Annotated in this window: 27 protein-coding genes; 14 read left to right on the top strand and 13 right to left on the bottom strand. The window is 46.2% G+C overall.

From position 1 onward, the window contains the following. Positions 1-8: 8 nt before the first annotated feature. Positions 9-1,307 (top strand): 2'-5' RNA ligase family protein, encoded by a 1,299-nt coding sequence (locus tag CPIN_RS39300; RefSeq protein WP_245552088.1) that lies wholly within the window; start codon positions 9-11, stop codon positions 1,305-1,307. Positions 1,308-1,367: 60 nt separating this feature from the next. Here CPIN_RS39300 and CPIN_RS36375 read toward each other — a convergent pair whose 3' ends face one another. The 5 genes from CPIN_RS36375 to CPIN_RS05710 all read right to left on the bottom strand — a co-directional run bounded on the left by CPIN_RS36375 (position 1,368) and on the right by CPIN_RS05710 (position 5,336). Beyond that, entirely contained in the window at positions 1,368-2,360 is a 993-nt protein-coding gene (locus CPIN_RS36375) for a FecR family protein (protein ID WP_012788823.1), read from the bottom strand. A 3-nt stretch (positions 2,361-2,363) separates the two neighbouring features. Beyond that, on the bottom strand, positions 2,364-2,951 hold the full coding sequence (locus CPIN_RS05695) for an RNA polymerase sigma factor (protein ID WP_044220936.1): 588 nt from the start codon (positions 2,949-2,951) through the stop codon (positions 2,364-2,366). Between the two features lie 102 nt (positions 2,952-3,053). After that, on the bottom strand, positions 3,054-3,809 hold the full coding sequence (locus CPIN_RS05700; RefSeq protein ID WP_012788825.1) for a head GIN domain-containing protein: 756 nt from the start codon (positions 3,807-3,809) through the stop codon (positions 3,054-3,056). Between the two features lie 147 nt (positions 3,810-3,956). Further along, positions 3,957-4,274, bottom strand: coding sequence for a peptidase associated/transthyretin-like domain-containing protein (locus CPIN_RS05705; protein ID WP_012788826.1), 318 nt, complete (start codon positions 4,272-4,274; stop codon positions 3,957-3,959). A 318-nt stretch (positions 4,275-4,592) separates the two neighbouring features. Beyond that, positions 4,593-5,336 carry a Bax inhibitor-1/YccA family protein gene (locus CPIN_RS05710; protein WP_012788827.1) on the bottom strand — a complete coding sequence of 248 codons (744 nt, stop codon included), beginning with the start codon at positions 5,334-5,336 and terminating at the stop codon, positions 4,593-4,595. Between the two features lie 453 nt (positions 5,337-5,789). Here CPIN_RS05710 and CPIN_RS05715 point away from each other — a divergent pair, with 453 nt between their 5' ends. Beyond that, positions 5,790-7,640, top strand: coding sequence for a 2-oxoacid:acceptor oxidoreductase subunit alpha (locus CPIN_RS05715; RefSeq protein WP_012788828.1), 1,851 nt, complete (start codon positions 5,790-5,792; stop codon positions 7,638-7,640). 149 nt (positions 7,641-7,789) lie between these two features. Continuing rightward, complete coding sequence (locus CPIN_RS36380) at positions 7,790-8,383, top strand: DUF6134 family protein (protein ID WP_012788829.1); 594 nt, start codon at positions 7,790-7,792, stop codon at positions 8,381-8,383. 70 nt (positions 8,384-8,453) lie between these two features. Here CPIN_RS36380 and CPIN_RS05725 read toward each other — a convergent pair whose 3' ends face one another. The 8 genes from CPIN_RS05725 to gldA all read right to left on the bottom strand — a co-directional run bounded on the left by CPIN_RS05725 (position 8,454) and on the right by gldA (position 15,674). Next, a complete protein-coding gene (locus tag CPIN_RS05725; protein ID WP_012788830.1) occupies positions 8,454-9,644 on the bottom strand; it encodes a Gfo/Idh/MocA family protein in 1,191 nt (396 codons plus the stop codon). 115 nt (positions 9,645-9,759) lie between these two features. Beyond that, the gene (locus CPIN_RS05730; RefSeq protein ID WP_012788831.1) at positions 9,760-10,968 is read right to left on the bottom strand and encodes a nucleoside permease; all 1,209 of its coding nucleotides are present in this window, start codon (positions 10,966-10,968) and stop codon (positions 9,760-9,762) included. A gap of 99 nt (positions 10,969-11,067) precedes the next feature. Then, complete coding sequence (locus CPIN_RS05735) at positions 11,068-11,784, bottom strand: YqjF family protein (RefSeq protein WP_012788832.1); 717 nt, start codon at positions 11,782-11,784, stop codon at positions 11,068-11,070. A 9-nt stretch (positions 11,785-11,793) separates the two neighbouring features. Further along, entirely contained in the window at positions 11,794-12,441 is a 648-nt protein-coding gene (gene nth, locus CPIN_RS05740) for an endonuclease III (protein WP_012788833.1), read from the bottom strand. A 119-nt stretch (positions 12,442-12,560) separates the two neighbouring features. After that, the gene (locus tag CPIN_RS38900; RefSeq protein ID WP_186774289.1) at positions 12,561-12,713 is read right to left on the bottom strand and encodes a hypothetical protein; all 153 of its coding nucleotides are present in this window, start codon (positions 12,711-12,713) and stop codon (positions 12,561-12,563) included. 227 nt (positions 12,714-12,940) lie between these two features. Further along, positions 12,941-13,210, bottom strand: a complete 270-nt coding sequence (locus CPIN_RS05750) for an FtsB family cell division protein (protein WP_222838183.1) — start codon at positions 13,208-13,210, stop codon at positions 12,941-12,943. A 184-nt stretch (positions 13,211-13,394) separates the two neighbouring features. Next, on the bottom strand, positions 13,395-14,687 hold the full coding sequence (eno, locus tag CPIN_RS05755) for a phosphopyruvate hydratase (protein WP_012788836.1): 1,293 nt from the start codon (positions 14,685-14,687) through the stop codon (positions 13,395-13,397). A gap of 75 nt (positions 14,688-14,762) precedes the next feature. Then, complete coding sequence (gene gldA, locus CPIN_RS05760; protein WP_012788837.1) at positions 14,763-15,674, bottom strand: gliding motility-associated ABC transporter ATP-binding subunit GldA; 912 nt, start codon at positions 15,672-15,674, stop codon at positions 14,763-14,765. Positions 15,675-15,991: 317 nt separating this feature from the next. Here gldA and CPIN_RS05765 point away from each other — a divergent pair, with 317 nt between their 5' ends. The 11 genes from CPIN_RS05765 to CPIN_RS05815 all read left to right on the top strand — a co-directional run bounded on the left by CPIN_RS05765 (position 15,992) and on the right by CPIN_RS05815 (position 25,175). Continuing rightward, on the top strand, positions 15,992-16,567 hold the full coding sequence (locus CPIN_RS05765; protein ID WP_012788838.1) for a TerD family protein: 576 nt from the start codon (positions 15,992-15,994) through the stop codon (positions 16,565-16,567). 36 nt (positions 16,568-16,603) lie between these two features. Further along, a complete protein-coding gene (locus CPIN_RS05770; RefSeq protein ID WP_012788839.1) occupies positions 16,604-17,272 on the top strand; it encodes a TerD family protein in 669 nt (222 codons plus the stop codon). Between the two features lie 25 nt (positions 17,273-17,297). Beyond that, on the top strand, positions 17,298-17,936 hold the full coding sequence (locus CPIN_RS05775; protein ID WP_012788840.1) for a vWA domain-containing protein: 639 nt from the start codon (positions 17,298-17,300) through the stop codon (positions 17,934-17,936). A gap of 1 nt (position 17,937) precedes the next feature. Beyond that, entirely contained in the window at positions 17,938-18,648 is a 711-nt protein-coding gene (locus tag CPIN_RS05780; RefSeq protein WP_012788841.1) for an HAD family hydrolase, read from the top strand. Then, the gene (locus tag CPIN_RS05785) at positions 18,623-19,513 is read left to right on the top strand and encodes a phosphoribosyltransferase family protein (protein ID WP_012788842.1); all 891 of its coding nucleotides are present in this window, start codon (positions 18,623-18,625) and stop codon (positions 19,511-19,513) included. Before CPIN_RS05780 ends, CPIN_RS05785 begins: the two co-directional genes overlap by 26 nt. Beyond that, positions 19,447-20,001: a TerD family protein gene (locus tag CPIN_RS05790; protein ID WP_012788843.1), complete on the top strand. Its 555-nt coding sequence runs from the start codon at positions 19,447-19,449 to the stop codon at positions 19,999-20,001. The genes CPIN_RS05785 and CPIN_RS05790 overlap by 67 nt, the downstream gene beginning before the upstream one ends. 210 nt (positions 20,002-20,211) lie before the next feature. Further along, complete coding sequence (locus CPIN_RS05795; RefSeq protein WP_012788844.1) at positions 20,212-20,847, top strand: vWA domain-containing protein; 636 nt, start codon at positions 20,212-20,214, stop codon at positions 20,845-20,847. A gap of 80 nt (positions 20,848-20,927) precedes the next feature. Continuing rightward, the gene (locus CPIN_RS05800; RefSeq protein WP_012788845.1) at positions 20,928-21,179 is read left to right on the top strand and encodes a YggT family protein; all 252 of its coding nucleotides are present in this window, start codon (positions 20,928-20,930) and stop codon (positions 21,177-21,179) included. Then, positions 21,176-22,234 carry a TerY-C metal binding domain-containing protein gene (locus tag CPIN_RS05805; RefSeq protein WP_012788846.1) on the top strand — a complete coding sequence of 353 codons (1,059 nt, stop codon included), beginning with the start codon at positions 21,176-21,178 and terminating at the stop codon, positions 22,232-22,234. The genes CPIN_RS05800 and CPIN_RS05805 overlap by 4 nt, the downstream gene beginning before the upstream one ends. Then, on the top strand, positions 22,234-23,646 hold the full coding sequence (locus CPIN_RS05810; protein WP_012788847.1) for a PP2C family serine/threonine-protein phosphatase: 1,413 nt from the start codon (positions 22,234-22,236) through the stop codon (positions 23,644-23,646). The genes CPIN_RS05805 and CPIN_RS05810 overlap by 1 nt, the downstream gene beginning before the upstream one ends. Positions 23,647-23,657: 11 nt before the next feature. Then, positions 23,658-25,175: a helix-hairpin-helix domain-containing protein gene (locus CPIN_RS05815; protein ID WP_012788848.1), complete on the top strand. Its 1,518-nt coding sequence runs from the start codon at positions 23,658-23,660 to the stop codon at positions 25,173-25,175. The last annotated feature ends 2 nt before the right edge of the window (positions 25,176-25,177 follow it).

Consider the following 25,177-nt stretch of genomic DNA (forward strand, 5'->3'; position numbering starts at 1 on the left):
TAAGTAAGATGACTTTTGAGAGAAACGAACGCCCCCGCAGGCCCTACTCTCCACCTGGTACAGAAAAAGACCAAGATCCCAATAAGGAGAGACCGGGCGGTTACTTCAAACCCGATTTTAATAACGAAAGGGAGGGCAGACCTAGAGAAGATAGGCCTTATAATTCTGATCGTGAAGGCGGTGGTTACAACCGTGGAGATCGTGATGGCGGCGGCGGTGGATATCGCCCACGCGACAATGGTGGCTATGGCGGCGACCGTGATGGTGGTGGCTACAACCGCGGTGGCGGTGGCGGCTATGACCGTGGCGGCGGCGGTGGTGGTTACGATCGCGGCGGTGGCGGCGGTGGTTACAATCGCGGCGGTGGCGGCGGTGGTTATGATCGCGGCGGTGGCGGCGGTGGTTACGATCGCGGCGGTGGCGGCGGTGGTTACAATCGCGGCGGCGGCGGTGGTGGTTACGATCGCGGCGGTGGCGGCGGTGGTTACGATCGCGGCGGCGGCGGTGGTGGTTACGATCGCGGCGGCGGCGGCGGTGGTTACAATCGCGGCGGTGGCGGCGGTGGTTACGATCGCGGCGGTGGCGGCGGTGGTTACAATCGCGGCGGCGGCGGTGGTGGTTATGATCGCGGCGGTGGCGGCGGTGGTTACAATCGCGGCGGCGGTGGCGGAGGCTACAATCGCGGCGGTGGCGGCGGAGGCTTCAACCGTGGCGGCGGTGGTGGTATGCGTAAGCCATTCCCACCAAAAGTGGATAACAAGATCTATTTTATCGCCTTACTCCCTACTGCTGAAGTAGGTAAGGAGATCATCAAAATAAAACAGGAATTTGCTGAAAAGTATGGTCCGATGTATGCGCTGAAAGTACTGCCGCATATCACGCTTCAGGTACCTTTCACAGCTGATCCTGCACTGGAAAAAGCTTTCTGTGACGAACTGGCTGAATTTGCCAAAACACAGGCTCCGTTCGAGGTATCCCTCGATGGTTACGGCACCTTCCCGAATAAACAGAACCGCGTTCTGTTTATTAACGTCGAGAAGAGCGAAACTATGGGCGCCCTGCACAGACAGCTGATCAACTTCCTGCGTAAGGAATTTGGTTTCAGTACAATGCTGGCTCGTACCGGTTTCACTCCGCATGTAACAGTTGCTTTCAAAGACCTGGAAGATGCGCAGTTTGAAAAGGCATGGCCTGAATACGAAAACAAGGAATATAAAGCCACCTTTAAGGTGAATAACCTGTACTTCCTCCGTCATAACGGTAAATCCTGGGAAGTTTTGCAGAAATGCAAACTGGGAGGAGCCTGACAATAAAAAAGGTGGTCTGTTTGACAGACCACCTTTTTTTATTTATCACTAAGCATTGTTTTATTTACCCAGTCTGTACACACTTCCTTCTTTCGTCAGGTTCACATTCGCACTCGCCGCAATTGTATTCAATACCTCTTCTAATGGCTGACCCGGTGTTACCCTGGTCCTGATCGTGTATTCCTGTACATTCTCATCTGCCACGATTTTCACATCATACAATGCTTCTACTTTTTTGATGACATGGCTGATTGGCTCGTCATTAAAGACCATGATATTGTCTTTCCATGCGATAAAATCATGGTTGGAAATAGCATCTTCTGCCAGCTGCTGGTCCTTGCCCACAGTTACTTTCCGGCCTTCCGTCAATACTACCTGTTTGGTTTGCTGTTCCTGTCCGGACACTGATACTTTTCCGCTCAGCACGAATACTTCCACCGGTTGTACGGTGTAGGCCTTCACATCGAAAGTAGTACCGAGTACCTGCGTTCGCGTCTGCGGTGTATACACCACAAAAGGATGCGCATCATCTTTTACCACATCAAAGAAAGCTTCGCCTTCCAGGTGTATAGCCCTTTCTCCTTTATTGAAGTTCTTTGCATAGCGCAGGGTACTGTTGTTATTGATGAATGCTTTGGAACCGTCAGGCAGTACAATGATATTGGTTTCATTGGCCGCTGTCTGCACCGTCATTTGTTCAGGGCCTTTCAACAGAAAATATGCTGTTGCAACGCCTCCAAGTAATAACACGGCTGCAGCAGCCCGGATAAGCCCGCGGTAGCTGTTCATGTTTCTTACAATCGCCGTAGGTTGTTGTTGCTTACCATGCTGTAGCTTGCGGTTAAAGGATGCCCAGTTTGCATCAATATCAGGCACGATATTATCATCGGCACTACCAGTGAGATCCCATGTTTTACGCAATTCCTCATAATAGCGGCGGTTGGCGTCATCCTCCTCCAGCCAGCTTTGCAGGGTTGTCTGCTCGGCGTCACTCAGGCTGCTTTCCAGCGAGCGCACAATCAACGATTCTATATGGTCAAAGGTGTATGACATACATTAAAATTGTAAAAGTAAAGGATAAATAGCGCTGCCTGCCAGAAACAGAATGAATACCTGTAAATAGTCCTGGAGGGATACCCGTAGTTTTTTAAGCGCTGTCATCATCTGGTTTTCGACGGTCTTTACAGATATATTCAGCGTAGTGGCGATCTCCCGGTAGGATAGTTCTTCATAACGGCTGAGGATAAAGATTTCTCTGCATTTTTCGGGCAGTTTATCAATGGCCTGCTGTATATGCCGGGTGGTTTGATGGAGGCTCTGACCGGCAGGTGCTGCCTGTACAGGTTCCATATATTCCTCCATGGGCATATGTACACCTCTGCGTTTATTTTTATCAAGATAATCCAGTGCCATATTGATAGCTGCTCTGTGCAAATATGCTTTAAAATATACCTGGTGGAGCTCTGCGCGCCGGTTCCAGATCTTAATGAACACATCCTGTGCAAGGTCTTCCGCTGTCGCATTGCTTTGGACAATACGGTAGATAGTCTTGCAGACAAATGAAAAGTAGGTCCTGAAGAGCGCTTCCATAAAGGCATCTTCATTCTCCATTAGTAATTGCTGTAGTTCTGCATTTTCGGGCATAGTGCAAAAATAGGTTTTGTCCTTATTCCTGCTCACAAAAGTGCTGGCAGTACCTGAAAATGCTGTTATGTAACCAGCCTGCATGTGTGACGCTTTCGGTATTTATAATTTGATAACTCTTCCTGATCCTTTTATATCTGTTCTGATAGTAGCGGCTCCTTTGTACCTGACATCTCCGCTACCCCGTATGCTGACATCCAGGGAATGTGATACGCTTAGTGTATGATTACCTGATCCTTTAACAGAGAGATTGGCATCCTGACAATTCAGGTCCAGTCCGCTGATATCTCCGCTGCCACTGATCTCACTGTGAAAGCTGGTGGCACTGCCAAACAGCTGTATGTTGCCACTGCCATCTACTTCTGTATCCAATCTGTCAGTTACTATTCTGAAACGGGCGTTACCACTTCCATCCATTTTATAGGAAAACCGGTTGGTTTTGATCGTATCCAGGCTTTCTACACTACCGGCGCCGGAAAAGGAGACCCCGTAATATTGGCTGGAGTTTACATAGATATCGACATCTCTGGACGTATGCAGTTTGACGCCGCTTTTAATGCGCAGATGGAGGGTGCTGCCGCTGACATAGGTATCAATAGCCCGCATGACATTGTCATCGGCCGTTACTTCAACGGGACCGTCGGCCTCCTGTCTTAAATGTACGCGGAAGGATCCCTCAGCAACTACGTCTGAAAATGCCGGGACTTGTCTTGTTTCTGTAATAACGATGCCTGAGCCCGATATGACTTCCTTGTTACAGGCTGTCAGGGCAATGCTGAAAAAGGCGAGTAAAAGCAGCTCCCAGCCGGCGGAGCTCCATTTGCCGTAAAAAATGCTTTTATAGTTCAGTGCTTTCATCTTTTCAGGGGACTTTGAACATTATAACGGCAAATGAGAGAAGTACCCCTAAACGGGCTCATTATGTACAAAAAAAAGAGCCGGCCATACGGACGTATGGAACCGGCTTTTTGATTAACCCCTATGAAAACCAACTATTGCTCTTGTTTATTGTTCTAATTTGATTTCGCCCAGATCGGTCACTTTTCCTTCCTCCACTCTTACATCGCTCAGCGTCACATTTTTAAATGGTTGCTTTGCACTTATAATCACGGTGTAGTTACCGACCTTCGCGCCCTGCACGTTGAATGTGCCGTCCAGCAGATCGGCTTTCAGTGTATCTGCGCCATAAATGGCCCAGGCGGTACTGGCTCCGTCAAGCGGTGTTACTTTACCGGTGATGGAACCTCCTTCCATATTGCGGAAAGAGAAGGTTGCAATTGCTGAAACTGCAAGGGCGAATATGCTTACCTGAACTTTGTTCATATGTTTCGATTTAAGGTTATACAATATAGTATGGCCTTGTGGTGTAAGCATATCTGCTGATGAAATCAACTAAAGAACTTCGTATAGAAAAGATCAATTACCATGCCACCGGGTCAGTTACATAATCCTCGGGAGGTGTTTTAACATTCCTTTACAAAGGCTTTAACAATAGGGGATTATGCCTTAACATAAACCTGCCAGCAGGTGAAAAATGGTCATGTCAGAATGGAGAACGTACACAACAAAATGGCGCATACTGCCAACAAAAAGCCCGCACGTTGGTGCGGGCTTTTGTACTATCCATCTATTTAAAAGAGTTTATCTTCTGTTCAGTTTGGCGAGGAGACTCAGGATTTCCAGGTACAGCCAAACCAGGGTCAGCAGCATACCGAAAGAGGCCAGCCACTCAACGTATTTCGGAGCGCGCTGCTGCGCACCTTTTTCGATGAAATCAAAGTCAATACAGAGGCGGAGGGAAGCGACTGCAACCACCACCAGGGAGAAGATGATACCGATAGGGCTGCCTTCATGCAGGAATGGAATGCGCACGTTGAACATGCTCAGGATCCAGGCTAATGCATAAAATATAGCGATACCTGCAACAGCGGTAAAAACGATCTGTTTGAACCTTTCCGTCACACGGATGATACGTGTTCTGTACAGGATCAGCATAGCGGCGAAAACACCAAAGGTGAGCCCTACTGCCTGATATACGATACCATTATAGAGGTTGTGGAACAGTACGGAAAGTACGCCCAGTGTCAGCCCTTCCGCAAGTGCGTAAGCCGGCGCCAGGTATTGTGCCCACTCGTTTTTGAACATAATAATGAGGGTGATAATGACACCAGCGATCATACCGCCGTAAAGGAACGGAAGAGGATTCTGGTTTCTGCCCGGAACGCCCCATGCATAAACTGCTGCGGCTACTACCAATGCTAATAAGAAGGCCATTTTGCCAATGGTGCCATTGATGGTCATGGTGCCTTCTGTGCTTTGAGAACCTGCTTTCTGTAGTGTCTTGTCACTCAGTATAGGGTTACTGCTGGATCCAAATAATGCCATGATAAAAAAGGTTTAGTCCCTACGAAAGTACAATTTCAGGGAGAATTTCAGTCACTTATTATAGGGGATTATAATGTAAAAAGCTAAGTATTTGTTGCACAATCCATATTTTCCCGGTATTGGGACCTTCTGCTGGCGGGCATTGGCACAAAAACAGAAAGGGCGGAATCAATTTCCCGAATACATAAACAATGAAAGCAAAGCTGCCATAGCTTTGCGGTCAAAATCAGGCAGACTGTAAGCAGCGCACCTTGAGTGCCGGGTCGCATAATTACTTAAAGTTATGCGGCATAACATTAAACTATATAGCTCTCTTCGGAAAAGTCTATTGACTTTGTGTACTTTTGTCTTCCCTGACCTTGGCTACGCGCTTTAATATATCCGGAGGTTACTACCTGCCGAATTATTAAATTTACAGCCTGAAAAACAAAGGATAGTTAAATAAGATATTCAATGTCAAATACTTCGGTTCAACAGATAGAAGATGTAGTGATAAAATTTGCTGGCGACAGTGGAGACGGTATGCAGTTGACTGGTACGCAGTTTTCCAATAACACCGCGTTGATCGGCAATGACCTTAGCACATTCCCGGATTTCCCGGCAGAAATACGCGCCCCGCAGGGAACCCTTGCAGGCGTGAGCGGCTTCCAGCTGCACTTTTCCTCTAACCGTATTTTCACTCCCGGCGACGCCTGTGACGTACTGGTGGCGATGAACGCAGCTGCGTTGAAAGCTAACCTGAAAAGCCTGAAAAAGGGTGGTATCATCATCGCTAACACCGATGGTTTCGATGCCAAGAACCTGCGTCTGGCTAACTATCCTGATGGCGTAAATCCGCTGGAAGACGGTTCCCTGCAGTCTTATCAGCTGCACACCATGGACGTTACCAAAATGACCCGTGAAGCATTGAAAGAATCAAGCATGGGTATGAAGGAAAAAGACCGTGCAAAGAACATGTTTGTACTGGGCTTCCTTTATTGGTTGTACGACCGTAACATGGAAAGCACCGAGAACTTCCTGAATGAGAAATTCGGCAAGAAGCCGGATATCCTCGATAGTAACCTGAAGGTATTACATGCGGGTTATAACTTCGCGGAAACAGTAGAAGCGTTCAGCACCCGTTTCCGTGTGGAAAAAGCACGTATGGAGCCAGGTACTTACCGCAGTATCACTGGTAATACCGCCCTGGCCTACGGTCTGATCGCCGCCAGCCAGAAGGCTAGTCTGCCGCTGTTCCTGGGTACTTATCCAATCACACCGGCTTCCGACATCCTGCATGAACTGAGCCGTTATAAAAACTTTGGTATCCGTACTTTCCAGGCGGAAGATGAAATTGCCGGTATTACTTCCGCAATTGGCGCTTCCTATGGTGGACATATGGGGGTTACAACTACCTCCGGTCCGGGTATGGCACTGAAAGGTGAAGCAATGGGTCTGGCGGTCATGCTGGAAATTCCACTGCTGATCATCAATATCCAGCGTGGTGGTCCTTCAACAGGGCTGCCTACCAAAACAGAACAATCTGACCTTTTACAGGCTTATTATGGTCGTAATGGTGAGTGTCCGATGCCGATCGTATCTGCCTCTACACCATCAGACTGTTTCAGCGCAGTATTTGAGGCATTCCGCATCTCAATTGCACATATGACGCCGGTGATCCTGCTGAGTGATGGTTATATCGCGAATGGTGCTGAGCCATGGCGTTTCCCACAGAGCAAAGATCTGCCTGCTATTCCTGTAACGTTCAAAAAAGGACTGGAAGATCACGAAGAGCAGTTCCTGCCTTATCACCGTGATGAAAACCTCGTACGTCCATGGGCAGTACCAGGTACGCCGGGTCTGGAGCACCGTATCGGTGGTCTGGAAAAACAGAACATTACCGGTAATGTGAGCTATGATCCGGAAAACCATGAGTTAATGGTGCGTATCCGTCAGGAGAAAGTGGACAAAATCGCTGATCATATTCCTCCGCAGACGATCGAACTCGGACCTGAAAAAGGTAAGGTACTGGTACTCGGATGGGGTTCTACTTATGGTGCGATTAAGAGCGCTGTACTGGAACTACTGGCGGAAGGGCATGAAGTGGCGCACGCACACATCAGATACCTGCGTCCATTCCCTAAAAATCTGGCAGAAATACTGCATAGCTATGATAAAGTACTGATTCCTGAGATCAACAATGGTCAGCTGATCAAGATCATCCGTGAGCAGTTCCTGATCGATGCAGTTGGTTACAATAAAATAATGGGAGTACCTATTACTAAAGGAGAACTGGTAATCAAGATCAAAGAGATGTTGCAGTAGTAATGCAGCCATTCCTTTCATGATAATTTATATAGAATCCTGCCTTTCGGGGCGGGATTTTTATTATATTTAATACTATATAACAAAACAGGCGACTGCACGTTTGCTATATAAGTACGGATTACTACAACATAGCCAAAACCTTTATCATGAAAGGCGCCATCTGGTCTACACTGTTTATCTGCCTGTTTACATTGAACAGTGCATTGTTACACGCCCAAACGCACAATTACGAAATACGTTTCAGTAATCACATTATTGGTAATGTGACTGCACATTGTAAAGTAAACGGCGCATCCCGCAATATCTCTATCCAAAGTAAAGTGGACATGAAACTGCTGGCGAAATTCAACCTGGATATTTCCTGCGATTTCGACAATAACATTCTTGTCCGTTCGAAGGTGATCAAAAGCTCAGGAAAAGAGGGAGATGACAAAACCATTGTTACGCAACGGGAAGCGAAAAATTATTCTGTGGTACTGAACGGACAGAAGTCCGTATTAAACACGGCAGAGATCATTCATTCCGTAGGTGAAATGTACTTCATGGAACCCCGGCAGATCACGAAGATCTTCTCTGAGACTTTAGGTATCTTTCTGACGCTTAACTCACTCGGTAATGGTTTGTATGAGCTGCTGCTGCCAGAGGGCAAAAAAAACGTCTATAAATACGAAAAAGGGACACTGGTACAGGTAGAGGTATCGCAGACACTGGGTAAGGCGTATATTATCAGAGTAAGTTGATACTGCTGAACAGACAACAAAAAAATATTGCATTAAAAAGGGACTTCTCAGAAGTCCCTTTTTAATTTACTTATATCGTACGTTCAATGATCTGCCCTGTTTTCTTCTCTTTCAGGATGAGTTTCTTGGCGCCGAAGTGGGTCATCTCTTCTTTCACCAGGTAATGATCAGCATCGTAGTCTACCAGTGTCTGTGGTTTCGTTAAGCCAGTCTGACCACGCCAAATATCCAGCTTTACAGGTTCCCACTGTTTGCTGGCAGCGCTGCGGTAAGCAGCATCCAGTACAGCGTTCACTACATATCCGTCATAGAATGTTTCCCGTGCAGGCTGATTGCTTTCAATTGCATTGAACATATCAGCAAACATGTGGTTATAGCCCAGCTCATTCAGTTCATCACCTACCGGGAATAGCCAGCCACTGTTACTTTCTGCCTTTTCTGCTACATAATCAGCGCCTTTACCGGTTGTGAACATATCAAAGCCGGTACGCAGGAAGCTGTTTAACCAGATAGTACCTTCAGTACCCATTACTTCATCGCGCAGGTCAAGTCCGCCGCGGAATGTCCAGCTTACTTCAAACTGCCCGATAGCGCCATTTTCATATTTCACCAGACCAATTGCATGGTCTTCTGCATCGATGGGTTTTACCTGTGTATCTGCCCAGCACATTACTTCTACCGGTTTGATATCTTTTCCGATAAAGCTACGTGCAATCTCTACGCAATGGCATCCCAGGTCGAGGATACAGCCACCACCTGCCTGTTCTTTATCCCAGAACCATTCGCTGTGCGGGCCGGGGTGTGTTTCCCTGGATTTAGCCCAGAGAATACGTCCCAAAGCGCCACTTTTAACGCTATCCAGTGCTTTCAGGAATTTCGGGGTGTATACCAGGTCTTCGAGATAGCCGTTGAAGATACCGGCAGCTTCTACCATTTCCAGCATACGTTTCGCTTCTTCTGCATTACGGCCCAGGGGCTTGGTACAGATGACGCCTTTCTTGTGTTTACAGCAGAGTGCTACTGCTGCTTCGTGCAGGTTATTAGGAAGGGAAATACAAACCACATTCACATCCGGATGTGCAATGGATGCTTCCATATCCGTAGTCCAGTGAGCGACATTATAGTCTTCTGCAAATTTCTTCGCACTCTCTTCTCTGCGCGAATAGATGCTGACAATCTTGTCCCGGCTTCTCTGTCCCTGTAAGGAGTCTGCATAGAAGCGGCCGATAAAGCCGGAACCTAACATGGAAATACGTTGCATAATTATCTGATTGAATTAAGTGATGACGATAGGGCTGAAATAAAAACTCCGCAGTAAAACACCAGGTTGACATAGGTAGTTCACTGCGGAGTGTAATATGTTTGGACAGTACGTATTACGCCTGTTTAGCTTCAGATTTTTCGCGGAACAGCAACAGGAACAACAGCATTACTACCAGTGCGATACCAGCAGGGATCAGCCAGATGCTGGTCCAGTTGTGTGCACCTTCTCCTGTTTTGAAAGCGCTTACAATAGGAGCAGAGATCAGGAATCCGATCATCATACCTACACCATAAGTAGCCAGTGTTACCATACCCTGAGCAGCGTTTTTAAAACGTTCGCCTGCCAGCTGGTCGGTGTAGATCTGACCGGTTACGAAGAAGAAGTCGTAACAGATACCATGCAGTACGATACCGCCGATCAGCATCCAGTAGTTTGCATCAACGTTACCGAATGCAAACAGTACATAACGGAGTACCCATGACAGCATTGCCAGACCAAGCATTTTCTTCACACCAAGACGTTTGAAGAACAGCGGCATGATCATGATGAAGATGAACTCAGATGCCTGGCCCAGTGCCTGTTTACCTGCGGCAGCTTTCATACCGATCTCGTTCAGGAAGGGGTTGGTAAAGTTATAGTAGAAGGCCAGCGGAATACAGATCGCTACAGAAGACAGGAAGAACATCAGGTAAGATTTATTCTTCAGCAGTCTGATAGCATCCAGACCAAGTATTTCACCGACAGAGATTTTCTGTCCTTTTTTAGCAGGAGGTGTGTTAGGTAAGAAGAAGCTGTAGACACCCAAAAGCGCAGATGCAGCAGCAGCCATTTTGAAGGTGCTTGGCAGCATGCCTTTTTCTTCCCAAGCCAGGTAACCAATGGTGATACCTGCTACGATCCAGCCGGCAGTACCGAAGCCACGGATCACAGGGAAATCTTTACTGGAATCCTGCATTTGCCCGAACGATACGGAGTTCACCAGCGCCAGTGTCGGCATGAACAGTACCATGTAGGTCAGAATCAGCGGGAAAAAGCTATCAAAGTTGGTAGCACCTGCGCAGAACCAGAGGAGGATAGCGCCTGCTACGTGAATAACTCCCAGGATGATCTGTGCAGGGAAATAACGGTCAGCAATAATACCCACGATGAACGGAGCAATTACGGCGCCGATAGACTGGGTCAGATAGGCAAGACTCACCTCGGTTTCGCCTGCTGCCAGGTTTTTAAAAATGAAAGTTCCCATAGTAACGAACCAGGCTCCCCAAATGAAGAACTCCAGGAACATCATGAACGATAGTTGAAAGCGAGTACCTAATTTCATAACGATTTTTAGACTTTATGCGCTGTAATAAAACTTTAACGGCAAAAGATAAGTAAAATATAAACGAAATTCCAAATTAGTAGTACGGATGGTTATGATTTACAGCAATTTTTTCGGCATGACACTGATATCTGAGCCTTCCGCCAGTAATGCGGATACCGGCGCCTGCTGCAACATAGGAACAAAAGCAGGTCCGTATAGAGCAGCTGTGTTACAGCGGTAGCTGTAATCAATGATCCGGTGTGTGCGCCATTGTGGATGGCTGACCTGATATTCTCCTGTACGTGCAGCCGCCATCTGTGTATACCCCCAGTAATGATCTGTAATAAATTCAGCCTCGCTGCCAGGTGTAATAGGGAGGGCTTCTTTTTCGGCAGTTGCTTTTACAAAATTCCAGTCCTGTTTCACTTTCCATTCATAGCTGACCTGCAACAGGTTATCGGGTGTATGCTGCCATTGATGGCGCATCGGATGGATTGCGTATTTCTCTTTATATACTGTATTAGCTACAAAAGTGATCATATGTTTAGGGACGATCTCTTTTACGAATACGACGCCTCTTTTCCAGCTGCCGTCTTCTTTGTAGCGGACATAGAAACGGAGGTTGACTTCTTCAAAATCGCGATGGAAGGGGAGGGAAAGTCCTTTTACACGGGTATTTTTAAAGAGGAAGCCTACCAGGCTGATATATAGTGTATTGTTCCAGGTATCGAGTTCGGTATTATAAGGCACAAGTGGCTGCAGTACAGCTGGATCAGCCTCAAAATTGATCATGAGGAGGTTACGCCAGGCTGCTGTCAGAAAGGGTTTTCCCATAATAGTCAGTTAGTTACCCCGGACGAGAGAGTGGTAATATTTGCATACGGGCCTAAGTCCGCATTCCTCGCATTTCGGGGAGCGGGCCACGCAGATATACCGGCCATGCAGTATCAGCCAATGGTGGGCGATATGCACTTTTTCCGTGGGAATATATTTAAGTAATTGTTTTTCTGTTTGCAGGGGAGTGGTGGCATTGGTTGTCAGACCGATACGGGCGGATACACGGAAAACGTGTGTGTCAACGGCCATATTAGGTTGCTGATGTACCACGGAGGTGATGACATTAGCTGTTTTACGGCCGACGCCTGGTAGTTTGACCAGTTGATCGACGGTGGCAGGGATTTCTCCGTTAAAGTCTTCCACGACCATCTGGGCCATACCGATGAGGTGTTTGGTCTTATTGTTCGGATAGCTGATACTGCGGATCAGCGGAAACAGGTCATCAAATGTGGCGTGACTGAGCGCCGCCACATCCGGATATGCCTGAAAGATAGCGGGGGTGGTCATATTGACACGTTTGTCGGTACATTGCGCCGACAGGATCACCGCTACCAGCAGTTGATAAGGATTGTCGTAAATGAGTTCTGTCTCCGCGTTGGGAGCTTGTTCTTCGAAATACTTGAGTACGAAGGCAAAGCGCTCTTTCTTTGTCATATCTGTAAAGATAGGGCAAAGATCATATGCTGCAAATACACAACATGTGTAGTGGTAGAGATGCCTGTGTCCGTAATTATTTTTACGGGCCTACAGCCAGTACCTTGATACTCATTAGGTTATTTCGAAGGCGTAGTTGCCTTTTTCGCATAGTCTGCGATAGCCTGTAATGTTTCTGGTCTGGGTGAGAAACGAATGGTATCGAGCGCTTTCCTGGTCTGCTTCAGACACAGCTCCTCTTCACGGGATAATTCCGGGTCCTGATTAGTCATTGTCTTTAATTTATTGGCGCTATTAGTTACAGAATTTAAGGCAAAAAATGAGTGTGTAGAATTCCCCATGCAATATATTTTTAATACAATTGATTAGTTGCTAATATTATAACGGAGATTATGGATGAAGTATTGTCAGACTAAGTGAAATATTTCGAAACCAAAGATAACCAGACTGCGCGGAACGGTGGACGGCAAAGGAATAACGGTAACGTGGACCGGCATCGTTAGTTTTTCTCTGTAATAATGAACAGGTCTTCATTATCTCTTTTCATCAGGTATTTTTCACGTGCGAATTTCTCCAGCTTTTCGGGGCTGGACAGTAGTTCCTGTTGTTCTTTTCTGGTCTTCTTAATTTCGTCCATGAAGAAGGCTTTCTGGCCTTCCAGTTTATTGACTTCGGTTTGTAGTTCGTACTGGGAGAGGAAATTCTTGCTGTCGATGAATGCCAGCCATACAAAAAAAGCAGCTGCGGAAACGAAGTATTTGTTTCGCATGTAAGCTGGCAGTTTGATGGATTTTAAACCTGGCATAAAATAGTGTGTGACTAAAGACGATGTTAAAAAAAGCCGGGTTTTGAAGTAAATCAAAACCCGGCGAATATGGACCACTAATTAAAATATCGTCATCAAAGATCAGATCCCGAAATTCGACGTACGAGACTCAATCGAGCGTTGTTTCTTACTTCTTACCAAATTTAACGGATTTTCCCGGATAATACGCAACGTTGTCCAATTCTTCTTCGATACGGAGCAACTGGTTGTATTTAGCCATACGGTCAGTACGGGAAGCGGAACCGGTTTTGATCTGGCCACAGTTCAGTGCAACTGCCAGGTCAGCGATGGTAGTATCTTCAGTTTCGCCGGAACGGTGACTCATGATAGAGGTAAAACCTGCTTTGTGAGCCATATTCACTGCATCAATTGTTTCAGTAACAGTACCGATCTGGTTTACTTTGATCAGGATGCTGTTAGCGATGCTCTGGTCGATACCTGTTTTCAAACGTTTAACGTTGGTAACGAACAGGTCATCACCTACCAGCTGTACGGTAGCACCAACAGCTTCAGTTAGTTTTTTCCAGCCATCCCAGTCATCTTCAGCCATACCGTCTTCGATAGAAACGATTGGGTATTTTTTGCACCACTCAGCCCAGAAAGCAACCATTTCTTCGCTGCTGATTACTTTTCCGGAGCTTTTGTAGAATTTGTAAGTTTTATCAGCGTCATTGAACATTTCGCTGCTTGCTGCGTCCAGTGCGATAGCGATCTGCTCACCTGGTTTGTAACCAGCTGCTTCGATAGCTGCGATTACAGTTTCGATCGCTTCTTCGTTGCTCTGGATTTCTGGTGCGAAACCACCTTCGTCACCTACGTTAGTGCTGTAACCTTTCTTTTTCAGAACGGATTTCAGGTGATGGAACACCTCAACACCCCAGCGCAGACCTTCAGAGAAGGAAGACGCACCTACCGGAACGATCATGAATTCCTGGAAATCGATTTTGTTATCAGCGTGCACACCACCATTGATGATGTTCATCAGCGGAATAGGCAGGGTAGTAGCGTTAACACCACCCAGGTAACGGTACAGTGGCAGGTTAGCTTCGTCAGCAGCTGCTTTTGCAACGGCCATGCTCACAGCCAGGGTAGCGTTAGCACCCAGTTTACCTTTATTTTCAGTACCATCCAGTTCAATCAGGAATCTATCGATACCGGCCTGGTCTGTCACTTCCCATCCTACCAGTTCTTCTGCAATAATATCGTTCACGTTGTTTACTGCCTGGATAACACCTTTACCCATGTACACGGCTTTGTCATTATCACGCAGTTCAACTGCTTCGTGTTTACCAGTAGAAGCACCGGATGGAACGGCTGCACGGCCAAAGTGACCGTCTTCTGTGGTTACATCTACCTCTACAGTTGGATTGCCACGGCTATCAAGGATCTGCCTTGCATGGATTGATGAAATGGTACTCATTGTCGTTTAGTTGTTTTAATATGATAATGTGTAAGTTATCGGTTTCCCGGGTATATTGAGTGTCCAGGGAACCCCCTACTTTGTCAATTCCCTGAAGATTGACTCCAGGCTTTGTGAATTGCTCTGCAAAGAAAGGATGTTCCGGTTACTTATCAAAGCAAATTGTAGCAGGTTTTTGCGTACATCTTCCAGATTAGCGGCAAATAACTGCCATGTACCGCCGTCCTGCTGTTTTACCCGCGTTACGCCCGGTATCTGCAACAGCTCCGCCTCTGCAGGAAGCGGTGCGCCGAAAGATACCTGGATATAACCATTTTGCTGGTCGCCTTGTTGCAGGTTCTGGAGGGAATCGTCCGCAATAATGTTACCCTTATTGATGATGATAACCCGGCTGCACATGGCTTCTACTTCCTGCATGATGTGTGTGCTGAGCATGATGGTCTTGGTTTTACCCAGTTCCCTGATCAGATCGCGCACATCTACCAGCTGGTTGGGATCGAAACCGGAGGTTGGCTCGTCCAGGATCAGCACTTCCGGATCATGTATCAGTGCCTGGGCCAAACCAACACGCTGCTGGTACCCTTTGGACAACTGCCCGATCTTTTTCTTGCTTTCCGGCTGTAAACCGGTCATAGCGATCACTTCGGAAATGCGTTTTTCCTTATTACTGCCCAGTTTATGTACTTCAGCGATAAAGCTGAGGAACTCCCGGACGTACATGTCTTTATAGAGAGAATTGGCTTCCGGCAGGTAGCCGATACGCTGTCTGACTTCCATAGGATGCGTCACTACATCATAGCCGCATACGCTGGCATTACCGCCACTCGGAGGCAGGTAGCCGGTGATCATCTTCATGGTAGTGCTCTTGCCGGCCCCGTTAGGACCCAGAAAACCCACTACCTCGCCTTTATTCAGCGAGAAGGAAATATCATTGACTGCCCGCTGCTCTTCGTATACCTTGCTTAACTGTGTTACTGTGATTGACATTAGGTTTTCCACTTTGGCGGCCCTAAAGTATGAAAATCGGTTTAGAATAAAAACCGCTGATAATCGTCTACATGTTAAATAACTGTGTAAATGGGTGATAAATGAGTCATACTACCGATTTAACTAAATATTTATGACTAAAATTGGCACGGAATATATAATTTTAAATATATTCACAAATTGTAACCTGATGCAGGGCAGCATGTTCTGATATATTCTGGTTATATTTATCACCTACATTGTATTGAATGCATGATCGCAACAGTTGTTAATCAATAATCACTATACATTTTAAACCCTGCAAACTTTAAGATTTCATGGCAATTAATTTATCGAAGGGACAAAAAATCGACATCGGGCTTTCCAAAATCAGCGTAGGTCTGGGTTGGAATCCAAATGAGGGGACGGGCAATGATTTTGATCTTGATGCATCCGCGTTTATGATTGATAATAACAGGTTAATTCCTGGCGAAGGTTACTTTGTATTCTACGGTAATACCACGTCACCGGATGACGCCCTGCTCCATACAGGCGACGATCCTACCGGTGGAAACAGTGCAGACGGAGATGATGAAACCATCCGGGTGGATCTGTCCAAAGTAAATGCTGATATCAAAGAAATACTGTTTGTTGTAACCATCCACGATGCTGCTACACGCAGACAGAATTTCGGTCAGGTAAGAAACTCATATATCCGTATCGTTGATGATGCAAGCGGCGAGGAAATAGCTAAATACGAGCTGGGAGAAGATTTCTCCGTAGAGACGGGCGTTGAATTCGGCCGCCTCTACCAAAGAGATGGCAAATGGCGTTTCGAGGCATCCGGTATCGGATATAAAGAAGACCTGGCTTATTTCCTGGGCAAATACTACAAAGGACAAATCATCAAATAGTCTATTCTATCAACACACTATTGAAATAAAACTTTTATGGCAATTAATTTAGTTAAGGGACAAACCATTGACCTCCGCAAAAATGATAAAGGTGAAAGCTTCGATCTGTCAACTGTAACCATTGGTCTTGGTTGGGACGTGCGTAAAAAAAGCGGCGGCTTTTTTGGCAAACTTTTAGGTGGTAAGGAAGAGGAATTTGATCTGGATGCTATTGCGTTCCTGCTTGATAAAAATGGTAAAGTAGCTGACTTAGGTAAAACCGTACAGACAAACGACGGTCGTAACCTGAGCCTGTACCAGGGAGATGTGATCTTCTTCAACAGTCAGCGTCATCCGTCAGGCAATATCTGGCTGACAGGCGATAACCGTACCGGCGCCGGCGATGGCGATGATGAGCAGATCATTGTGAAACTGGATAGCCTGGACGCGAAATATGAGAAGATCCTTTTCATCGTATCTGTCTACCAGGGCCGTCAGCGTAACCAGCACTTCGGTGGTATCGAAAACGCTTTCATCCGCGCAGTAGATAACAGCGGAAAAGAGATCGCTAAATTTAACCTCTCCGGAGACGCTTCATATAACAATATGTGCTCACTGGTATTTGCAGAAGTATACCGTAATAACGGTACCTGGAAATTCAGAGCACTGGGAGATCCTCAGCCAGCTGATAGCTTCGTGGAAATCCTGCGGAACTATGTTTATTAATTAACCCTTTCTATAAGAGTCATTCATGAGAAGATTACCAGTTTATTTAGTGTTGGATACCTCTGGCTCTATGAGCGGTGAGCCCATAGAAGCTGTGAAAAATGGTGTACAGGTACTGATCTCTACCCTGAGACAGGATCCGTATGCCCTGGAAACTGCATTCCTCAGCCTGATCACTTTTGACAGTGATGCGCGCCAGCTGGTGCCGCTTACAGATCTGTCTTCTTTCCAGATGCCTGAATTAAAGGCTTCAGGCGGTACCTCTCTGGGTTCCGCGCTGGAACTGGTGGCTGACAGTATCAACAGGGAAGTAGCAAAATCTACTCCTGACGTAAAAGGTGACTGGAAACCGCTGGTTTTCCTGATGACAGATGGTATTCCCACCGATACATGGCAGAACGGATTGAATGCCTTTCAGAATACCAAAATAGGTATTACAGTAGCCTGTGCCGCGGGCAATGGCGCTGATGTGAACCTGTTGAAGCAGATCACCAATACCGTTGTTTCACTCGATACGGCAGATGCCGCTACGATCAAAGCCTTCTTCAAATGGGTGTCTGCCTCCGTAAGCACCGGCAGCCAGAAAGTAGAAAGCGGCGATAAAGAAGTAGCCGGACTGAATGAATTGCCACCGCCTCCACCGGAAGTGAATATCGTCGTGTAACATGGGAAAAATCAGGCACGTATCTTTCGATCTGTGGATGACGCTGATCCGTTCGCATCCTTCCTTCAAAACGAAGCGTGCAGCTCTGTTCCGCTCTTTCTTTTCCCTGGAGGCATTTGCGCCGGAAAAAGTAGAAGCCGTGTTCAGAGAAACAGATGTGCTCATCAACAACATGAACGAAATTACCGGACGCAACGTGCATACATTCGAAATGTATCTGTTATGTCTGCACCTGTTGGGAATAGATATTAAAAGTGTTCACCCGGACAAACTGGAGGAATTCTACAGTTTGTCCGAGGCACTTTTCTTTCAGTATGCTCCATTGCATTTGTATGAGGACACAACAACGTTGTTAGCCGCTTTGCAGGAACAGGGCATTACAACCAACCTGCTGAGCAACACGGGATTTATTCAGGGTCGTACATTACGTAAACTAATGGCAGAATGGGGATGGGACGCCCTTTTTGCATTTCAGTTGTATTCAGATGAAACCGGCTATTCAAAACCGGATGTACAAATGTTCAACCGGATGCTGGACAAAGCTGCTTCACTGCATACAGACCTTTTATCCACGGAGGTATGGCATCTGGGTGATAACCAGCTTGCCGATGTTCAGGGTGCACAACGTTTGGGTATAACTGCAACACTGACTGACATTGTTCATAACCCCTTAAACAAGTTGTTACATGAAAGATGTTTATGCCTTACATAGCATTGTAGATGACGCTCATTTTCCGTTTGATCCTGCAGCTTACAGCTGCTTCAAATTTGGAGATGGCGCTGTTGCGGAGGCATTCGGTACTGCACTGGCTACAGGTTTCATTGCTACTTACGGAGACAGATTGTCAGAGAATGAACAGCTGGTCGTGTTACCCAGCCCATATACCACTATCCCTACTGCTTCTTATCATATGACGACAGCATTTGTAAAAATGCTGAACCGTTATTTATGCATGAGGGGATATAACCCGGCAGATACCGCTAAGATCCATCGCTATAAAACTTATAGCATTGACTATGGCGCGCTGGATATGGAAAGCAGGAAAGCGCTGATCATCAATGACAAATACCATCTGGATAAGGAATTTCTTGCAGGTAAAACGCTGATCTTTACAGATGACATCCGTATAACGGGTAGCCATGAACTGATCATCCGGAATCTGCTGAAGAAATTCGGGCTGAGCAACGATGCTTATTACCTGTACTATGCACAGTTGCAGAACCAGGATATTCATCCCAACATAGAAAATAAGTTAAACTACTATAGTGTACATTCCTTACAGAGTCTTGAAGCCGTGATAGGATCATCTTCCTTCCGCTTCAATACAAGAGTGGTGAAATTCATACTTAATGCGCCATTTGCTGAGTATGAAAAATTGCTGATGAAACAAACGCATGGGTTCCTGCAGGAGCTGGCGGATTGCTGCATTGGTAATAATTATCACCAGATGGAAGAGTACAGAAACAACGCAAACTTTTTATTTGATCATCTTCAAAAAAAAATACCATCATGGCAATCAATCTGCAAAAAGGAGAAAGAGCCAATATCGAATTACCAAAATTCACTATTGGCTTAGGATGGGATATCAATGAATCACATACAGGCGGAGAATGTGACCTGGATGCTTCTGTATTTCTCTTAGGTGAAAACAGGAAGATCATATCAGATCCGTATTTCGTGTTTTATAACAACCTGGAATCTCCTGATGGCGCTGTAAAACATTCCGGCGACAACCGTACTGGCGCCGGTGATGGCGATGATGAAACCATCCATGTAGACCTCTCTGTTATTAACCCTGCTGTAAAAGAAATCTGTGTGGTTGTTACCATTCATGAAGCAGCTGCGCGTAAACAGAATTTTGGTCAGATCCGCAATTCATTTATCCGCATTTATGATGCTGCGAAAAATGTAGAGCTGGTGAAATATGAACTGGGAGAAGATTTCTCTATCGAGACTTCAGTTGAATTCGGCCGTATCTACAAACGCGAAAACCAATGGCGTTTTGAAGCGGTAGGTATTGGACAGAGCGGCGGACTGGAACAGTTCCTTTCAAAATACGCTTAAGCGCATTTTGACAATTAGGAATTAGGAATTACGAATTAGGAATTAATGTTAATAAACGCTTTCTCCTTTTGAAATGCGTTATTATCTGATATGACCTTGTCATCTTGTTGTTCTTAACTTTCGATGGAGAATAGTATTCTCAATTTCTAATTCCTAATTACTAATTCGTAATTCCTAATTATTTAATGGACCTGACATTATTATAAGAGTATGAGACGTCTTCCGGTATACCTGTTACTTGACACTTCCGGCTCCATGCGCGGCGAACGTATAGAAGCAGTGAAAAACGGATTGCAGGTATTGGTGTCAAAATTAAGACAGGACCCCTTTGCCCTGGAGTCAGTGTGGATCAGTATTATTACGTTTGATCGTGAAGTGAAACAGCTGCTGCCACTGACTGCTTTGGAGTCATTACAGTTACCCGAGATCACAACGCCTGAATCAGGGCCCACCAATATGGGCGCAGCGCTTGAAATGCTTTGCTCAAAACTGGATGCGGAAGTTGCAAAGGGCAGCGATACGCAGAAAGGCGACTGGCGCCCCTTACTGTTTCTGATGACGGATGGTAAGCCTTCCGACCTGGCGGCTTTCCGTGAAGTCGTGCCTAAAGTGAAAAGTAAAAACCTTGCTGCATTGGTCGCCTGTGCCGCCGGTGCAGAAGCGCAGGACAGTTTCCTGAAAGAACTGACTGATAATGTTGTACACCTCGATACCGCAGATAGCTCAACACTGATGTCCTTCTTTAAATGGGTATCAGCATCTATCGGTACCGGCAATAAGAGTGTGGGTACAACAGAAGAAATACAACTGCCACCACCACCGGCAGAAGTACATGTAATTATTTAAAAAGATTTGGCAGCAATCGCTGTACAACATAACCATCGCTCATACCGGTACAGCCGGCATGACATTAAAGAACTATACCAATGTTTTTATTATATCTGATCGTTAATATCCTGATAGTAGGACTCTTTTTATATTCCAAACTGCTGCCTTATGAGGAGCGCTTAACCGGCACCTATAAGCAGGCATTCAGTTTTTTCAAAAGTATCTTCAAACCCGTACTGAGCTTATTCAGTGGTATCAAGCCGTTTCAGGTAGGTACAGGATTGTCTGTGGATATGACACAGATCATCTTACTGATCATCCTGCTCATACTTAATTATTTTTGTCGATGAGAAGGTTACCCATTTATTTCCTGATAGACGTTTCTGAGTCTATGGTAGGAGAACAAATTCAGTTTGTTGAGGAAGGACTTGCAGCCATCATAAAAGAGTTGAAATCTGACCCATATGCACTGGAAACTGCATGGGTATCTATCATCGTGTTTGCCGGTCAGGCAAAAACAATAGTACCATTGCAGGAAGTGATCAGCTTCTATCCGCCTAAGTTCCCAATCGGCGCAGGTACTTCCCTCAGTAATGGCCTGGGACACCTGATGTATGAAATGCGTAAGAATACCATACACACCACCGCTACACAGAAAGGCGACTGGAAACCGATCGTATTCCTTTTCACAGACGGTACACCAACTGATGATACAAGCGCTGCTGTCCGTGAATGGAAGCAGAACTGGCAAAACAAATCAAACCTGATTGCAATCTCCTTCGGAGATGAAAATAATCTGAGTGCCCTGAAGGAACTCACAGAGACGGTATTGTTATTTAAAAACGCAACGCCACAGTCCTACAAAGAATTCTTCAGATGGGTGACTGCATCCATTAAATCCAGCAGTGTGAGCGTCAGCAACAACGGTTCTGGTATAGAGCTAGCCAAGCTGAGCGACGGTGTGATTGAAAAGGTGGATGTGGATAAGCTGCCACCTGTAAAGCCTGGAGTCATAGATACCAATTACGCCATCTTTGCCGCCAAGTGCCAGAACACCGGCAAACCTTATCTGATCAAGTATAAGAAAGGGTTGCGTCCTGTAAATATCAGCGGGCTCGATATGCAGTCTATGGGATACCGCCTCAACGGTGCATTTCCTGTAGATAATATGTATTTTGAATTGTCTGCCGAAGGCGGTGTGCTCAACAGCAAGGTGAGCACTGATGAACTGGAAGGATTTCCTACCTGTCCGTGCTGCGGTAACCAGTACGGTTTCAGTGTCTGTTCCTGCGGAAAGGTACATTGCATAGGACAGGAGGAGGTAAGTACCTGCTCCTGGTGTGGTAAACAAGGCAAATACGGCTTTGGTGACGGGCACCTGGATATTAACAGAACTCAGGGATAATGACGAAACACGATCAGTCTTTTATAGAATCATTGCTGAGGCACAAAGGCAATACTGTAAGGGAAAACCAGCAGGCATTGTTCGAAAAGTTTATACAGGAAGAACATATCCTTCAGGCCGTGCAGATGATTATAAAATCTCAAAACGATATAGTGGAATCCTGGAAAGAAAGATCAATGATCGACGATATCCTGCAGAAGCATATTACAATGCCAAATGGCAGGGTAAATAAAGCATACAGTTTCACATTTGATCCTGTGGCATTGGGATTACAGGAGATGGGCGACTTTGACTGGAGCATACCACCAGAACTGGGTATTGCTTTTGATGAAGCTACCAATACGATCTCCGGTACACCAAAGCAGCAGGGCGAATTTATATTGTCACTGTTGTTCCGTTTGAAGCATCATCCGGCTGACAGAGCATTTTCCGAAAAGAAAATACATCTTGTCGTGAACCCGGACCCGAAATCATTATGGCAGTATCTGCCTTCTGATAAAGAAGATAAATACTGGCAGCCCGATCAGGACGCGGTGACGCTACCTTTTGGCGACCGTAAGCTGGTTATTGCTTCAAAGAGAGGACGCAGTCATGCGCACGAAGGCAAGTTCAGAGATGATAGCTTTGGTTGCGATTTTAATGCTGAAAAGGGATGGGGTATCATATCCGTAGCCGATGGTGCAGGTTCTGCAAAATACAGCCGCAAAGGGGCTAATATAGCGTGTAAAGCGGCCGTGACCAGTTTCCAGGAACTGCTTGCCAGCGACAGGATTACTATACTGGAAGAAGCCATTGCTGCTTATCTTGGCGATCCCAGTGAAGATAACCAGAAAAAAGTGAGCGTACAGTTTATCGAGCAACTCGGCAAGCTGGCTTTCATCGCACAGGGAAAAATTAAACAGGAAGCCCAGGACAATGGAGCGGAAGTGAAAGATTATGCCACGACCCTTATTTTTGCCCTGGTGAAGAAATATGCTGCCGGTTATGTGATCAGCTCTTTCTGGGTAGGGGATGGCGGTATCGGCATCTACCAGGACACTACAGGCGAGGCTTTTGTCATGGGTACGCCTGATAGTGGTGAGTTTGCCGGACAGACGCGTTTCCTCACTATGTCTGATATTTTCGCGAACGGCGCTTATGTGAACCGTATCCGCTTCAAAGTAGTACCCGATTTCACAGCATTGCTGCTGATGACAGATGGTATTACTGATCCTAAGTTCCAGACGGACGCCAATCTCCAGAAAAATGAGGTCTGGCGCGAGCTGTGGAAGGATCTGAACGGCATCAATGAAGATGGTGCGAAAGTAAACTTTGCCGGTTCCCCCGCAGAAGTACAGGAATGCCTGCTTAGCTGGCTGGATTTCTGGTCTCCGGGCAATCATGACGATCGTACCATTGCTATTTTATACTGATAAGGGATTACATGAGCAACATAATCACAGTAACAGCGCAGGACGGGAAAACCTATCAATATGTTGATAACGGTGATCCTATGCAGGGAGGAATGAAGGATGTATACTTTTCTCCGGATAAGTCATATGTCGTGGCATTCTTCCGGGATAAACAGGATTTCAATTCCAAAGAGCGGCTCAACAATATTGTCAACGTTTTCCGGGACAGGATCTTCAATCAGCCGGGAGGCGAATATTGGAAAGATCTGTTCTGCTGGCCCAATAATATTGTAGAACGTGATGGAAAGACCGGTATTATCGTGCCGGTGTATCAGCAGAAATTCTTTTTTACCACAGGATATAATGCCGGCGCCGCCCAGATGGTTTCCATCGCGGGTAAGGAAAAGGAAGGCCGCTGGTTTGCCTCTCCGCAGTTCAGGAGCCGTCAGTTTAAACTGCACCTGGATCCAAGCGAACTGGGAGACTGGTTCAAATTTTTCCTTATCAATATCAAGATCGCACGTGCGGTAAGACGGATGCACGCCGCCGGACTGGCGCATTCCGATCTTTCTTACAAAAACGTGCTGATAGACCCACGTACCGGTAGTGCGACGATTATAGATATCGACGGATTGGTGGTACCCGGCAAATTTCCTCCTGACGTGATCGGTACGCCGGATTTCATCGCTCCGGAAGTAATGGCGACCAAACATCTTCCAAAAGAAGATCCGGCCCGTAAACTGCCTAGTATCGCAACTGACAGGCATGCCCTGGCGGTCATGATCTATATGTACCTGCTGTACCGTCATCCGCTGCGTGGCGGAAAGATCCACGATACGGATGCGCAGAAGGACGAAGAGCTGTCTATGGGAGCGAAAGCGCTGTTTATAGAACATCCGACAGACGCTTCCAACCGGCCGCGTCTGGATCAGGTAAAACCGACACATCTGCCCTGGGCAGACGTCAGTAAGGTCCCGTATACTATCTGTGGCCCTTACCTGAAGGAATTGTTTGATAAAGCGTTCATTGACGGGTTACATAATCCGTCCATGCGCCCTACGGCAGACGAATGGGAGCAGGCGCTGATCAAAACGGTAGACCTGCTGCAACCTTGCCAGAACAAGAATTGCGACCAGAAATGGTTCGTGTTTGACAATACTACCAGCCCCTGCTGTCCACATTGTAATACACCTTATCGCGGACAATTACCTGTACTCAATTTGTATTGGTCGAGAAAACCGGGTAGCTTTACGCCCGAAAATCACCGGTTAATGGTTTATCATAACCAGTATTTGTATCCCTGGCATGTGAATCGAAACATTTATCCGAACGAAAGACTAACAGATCAGCAGAAAAAACCGGTGGGATATTTTGTATTTCATAATAATAAGTGGCAACTTGTCAATCAAACGCTTACATCATTGAAAGACGTGACCGAAGGGAAAGATATTCCGGTGAACTCGATGGTGGAGCTGACGGACAATAAACAGCTGCTGCTGTCTCAGGAAGAAGGGGGACGGCTTGTTGTGGTACAACTCGTAAACAATTAGTC

It is taken from the genome of Chitinophaga pinensis DSM 2588, assembly GCF_000024005.1.
GTDB lineage: Bacteria > Bacteroidota > Bacteroidia > Chitinophagales > Chitinophagaceae > Chitinophaga > Chitinophaga pinensis.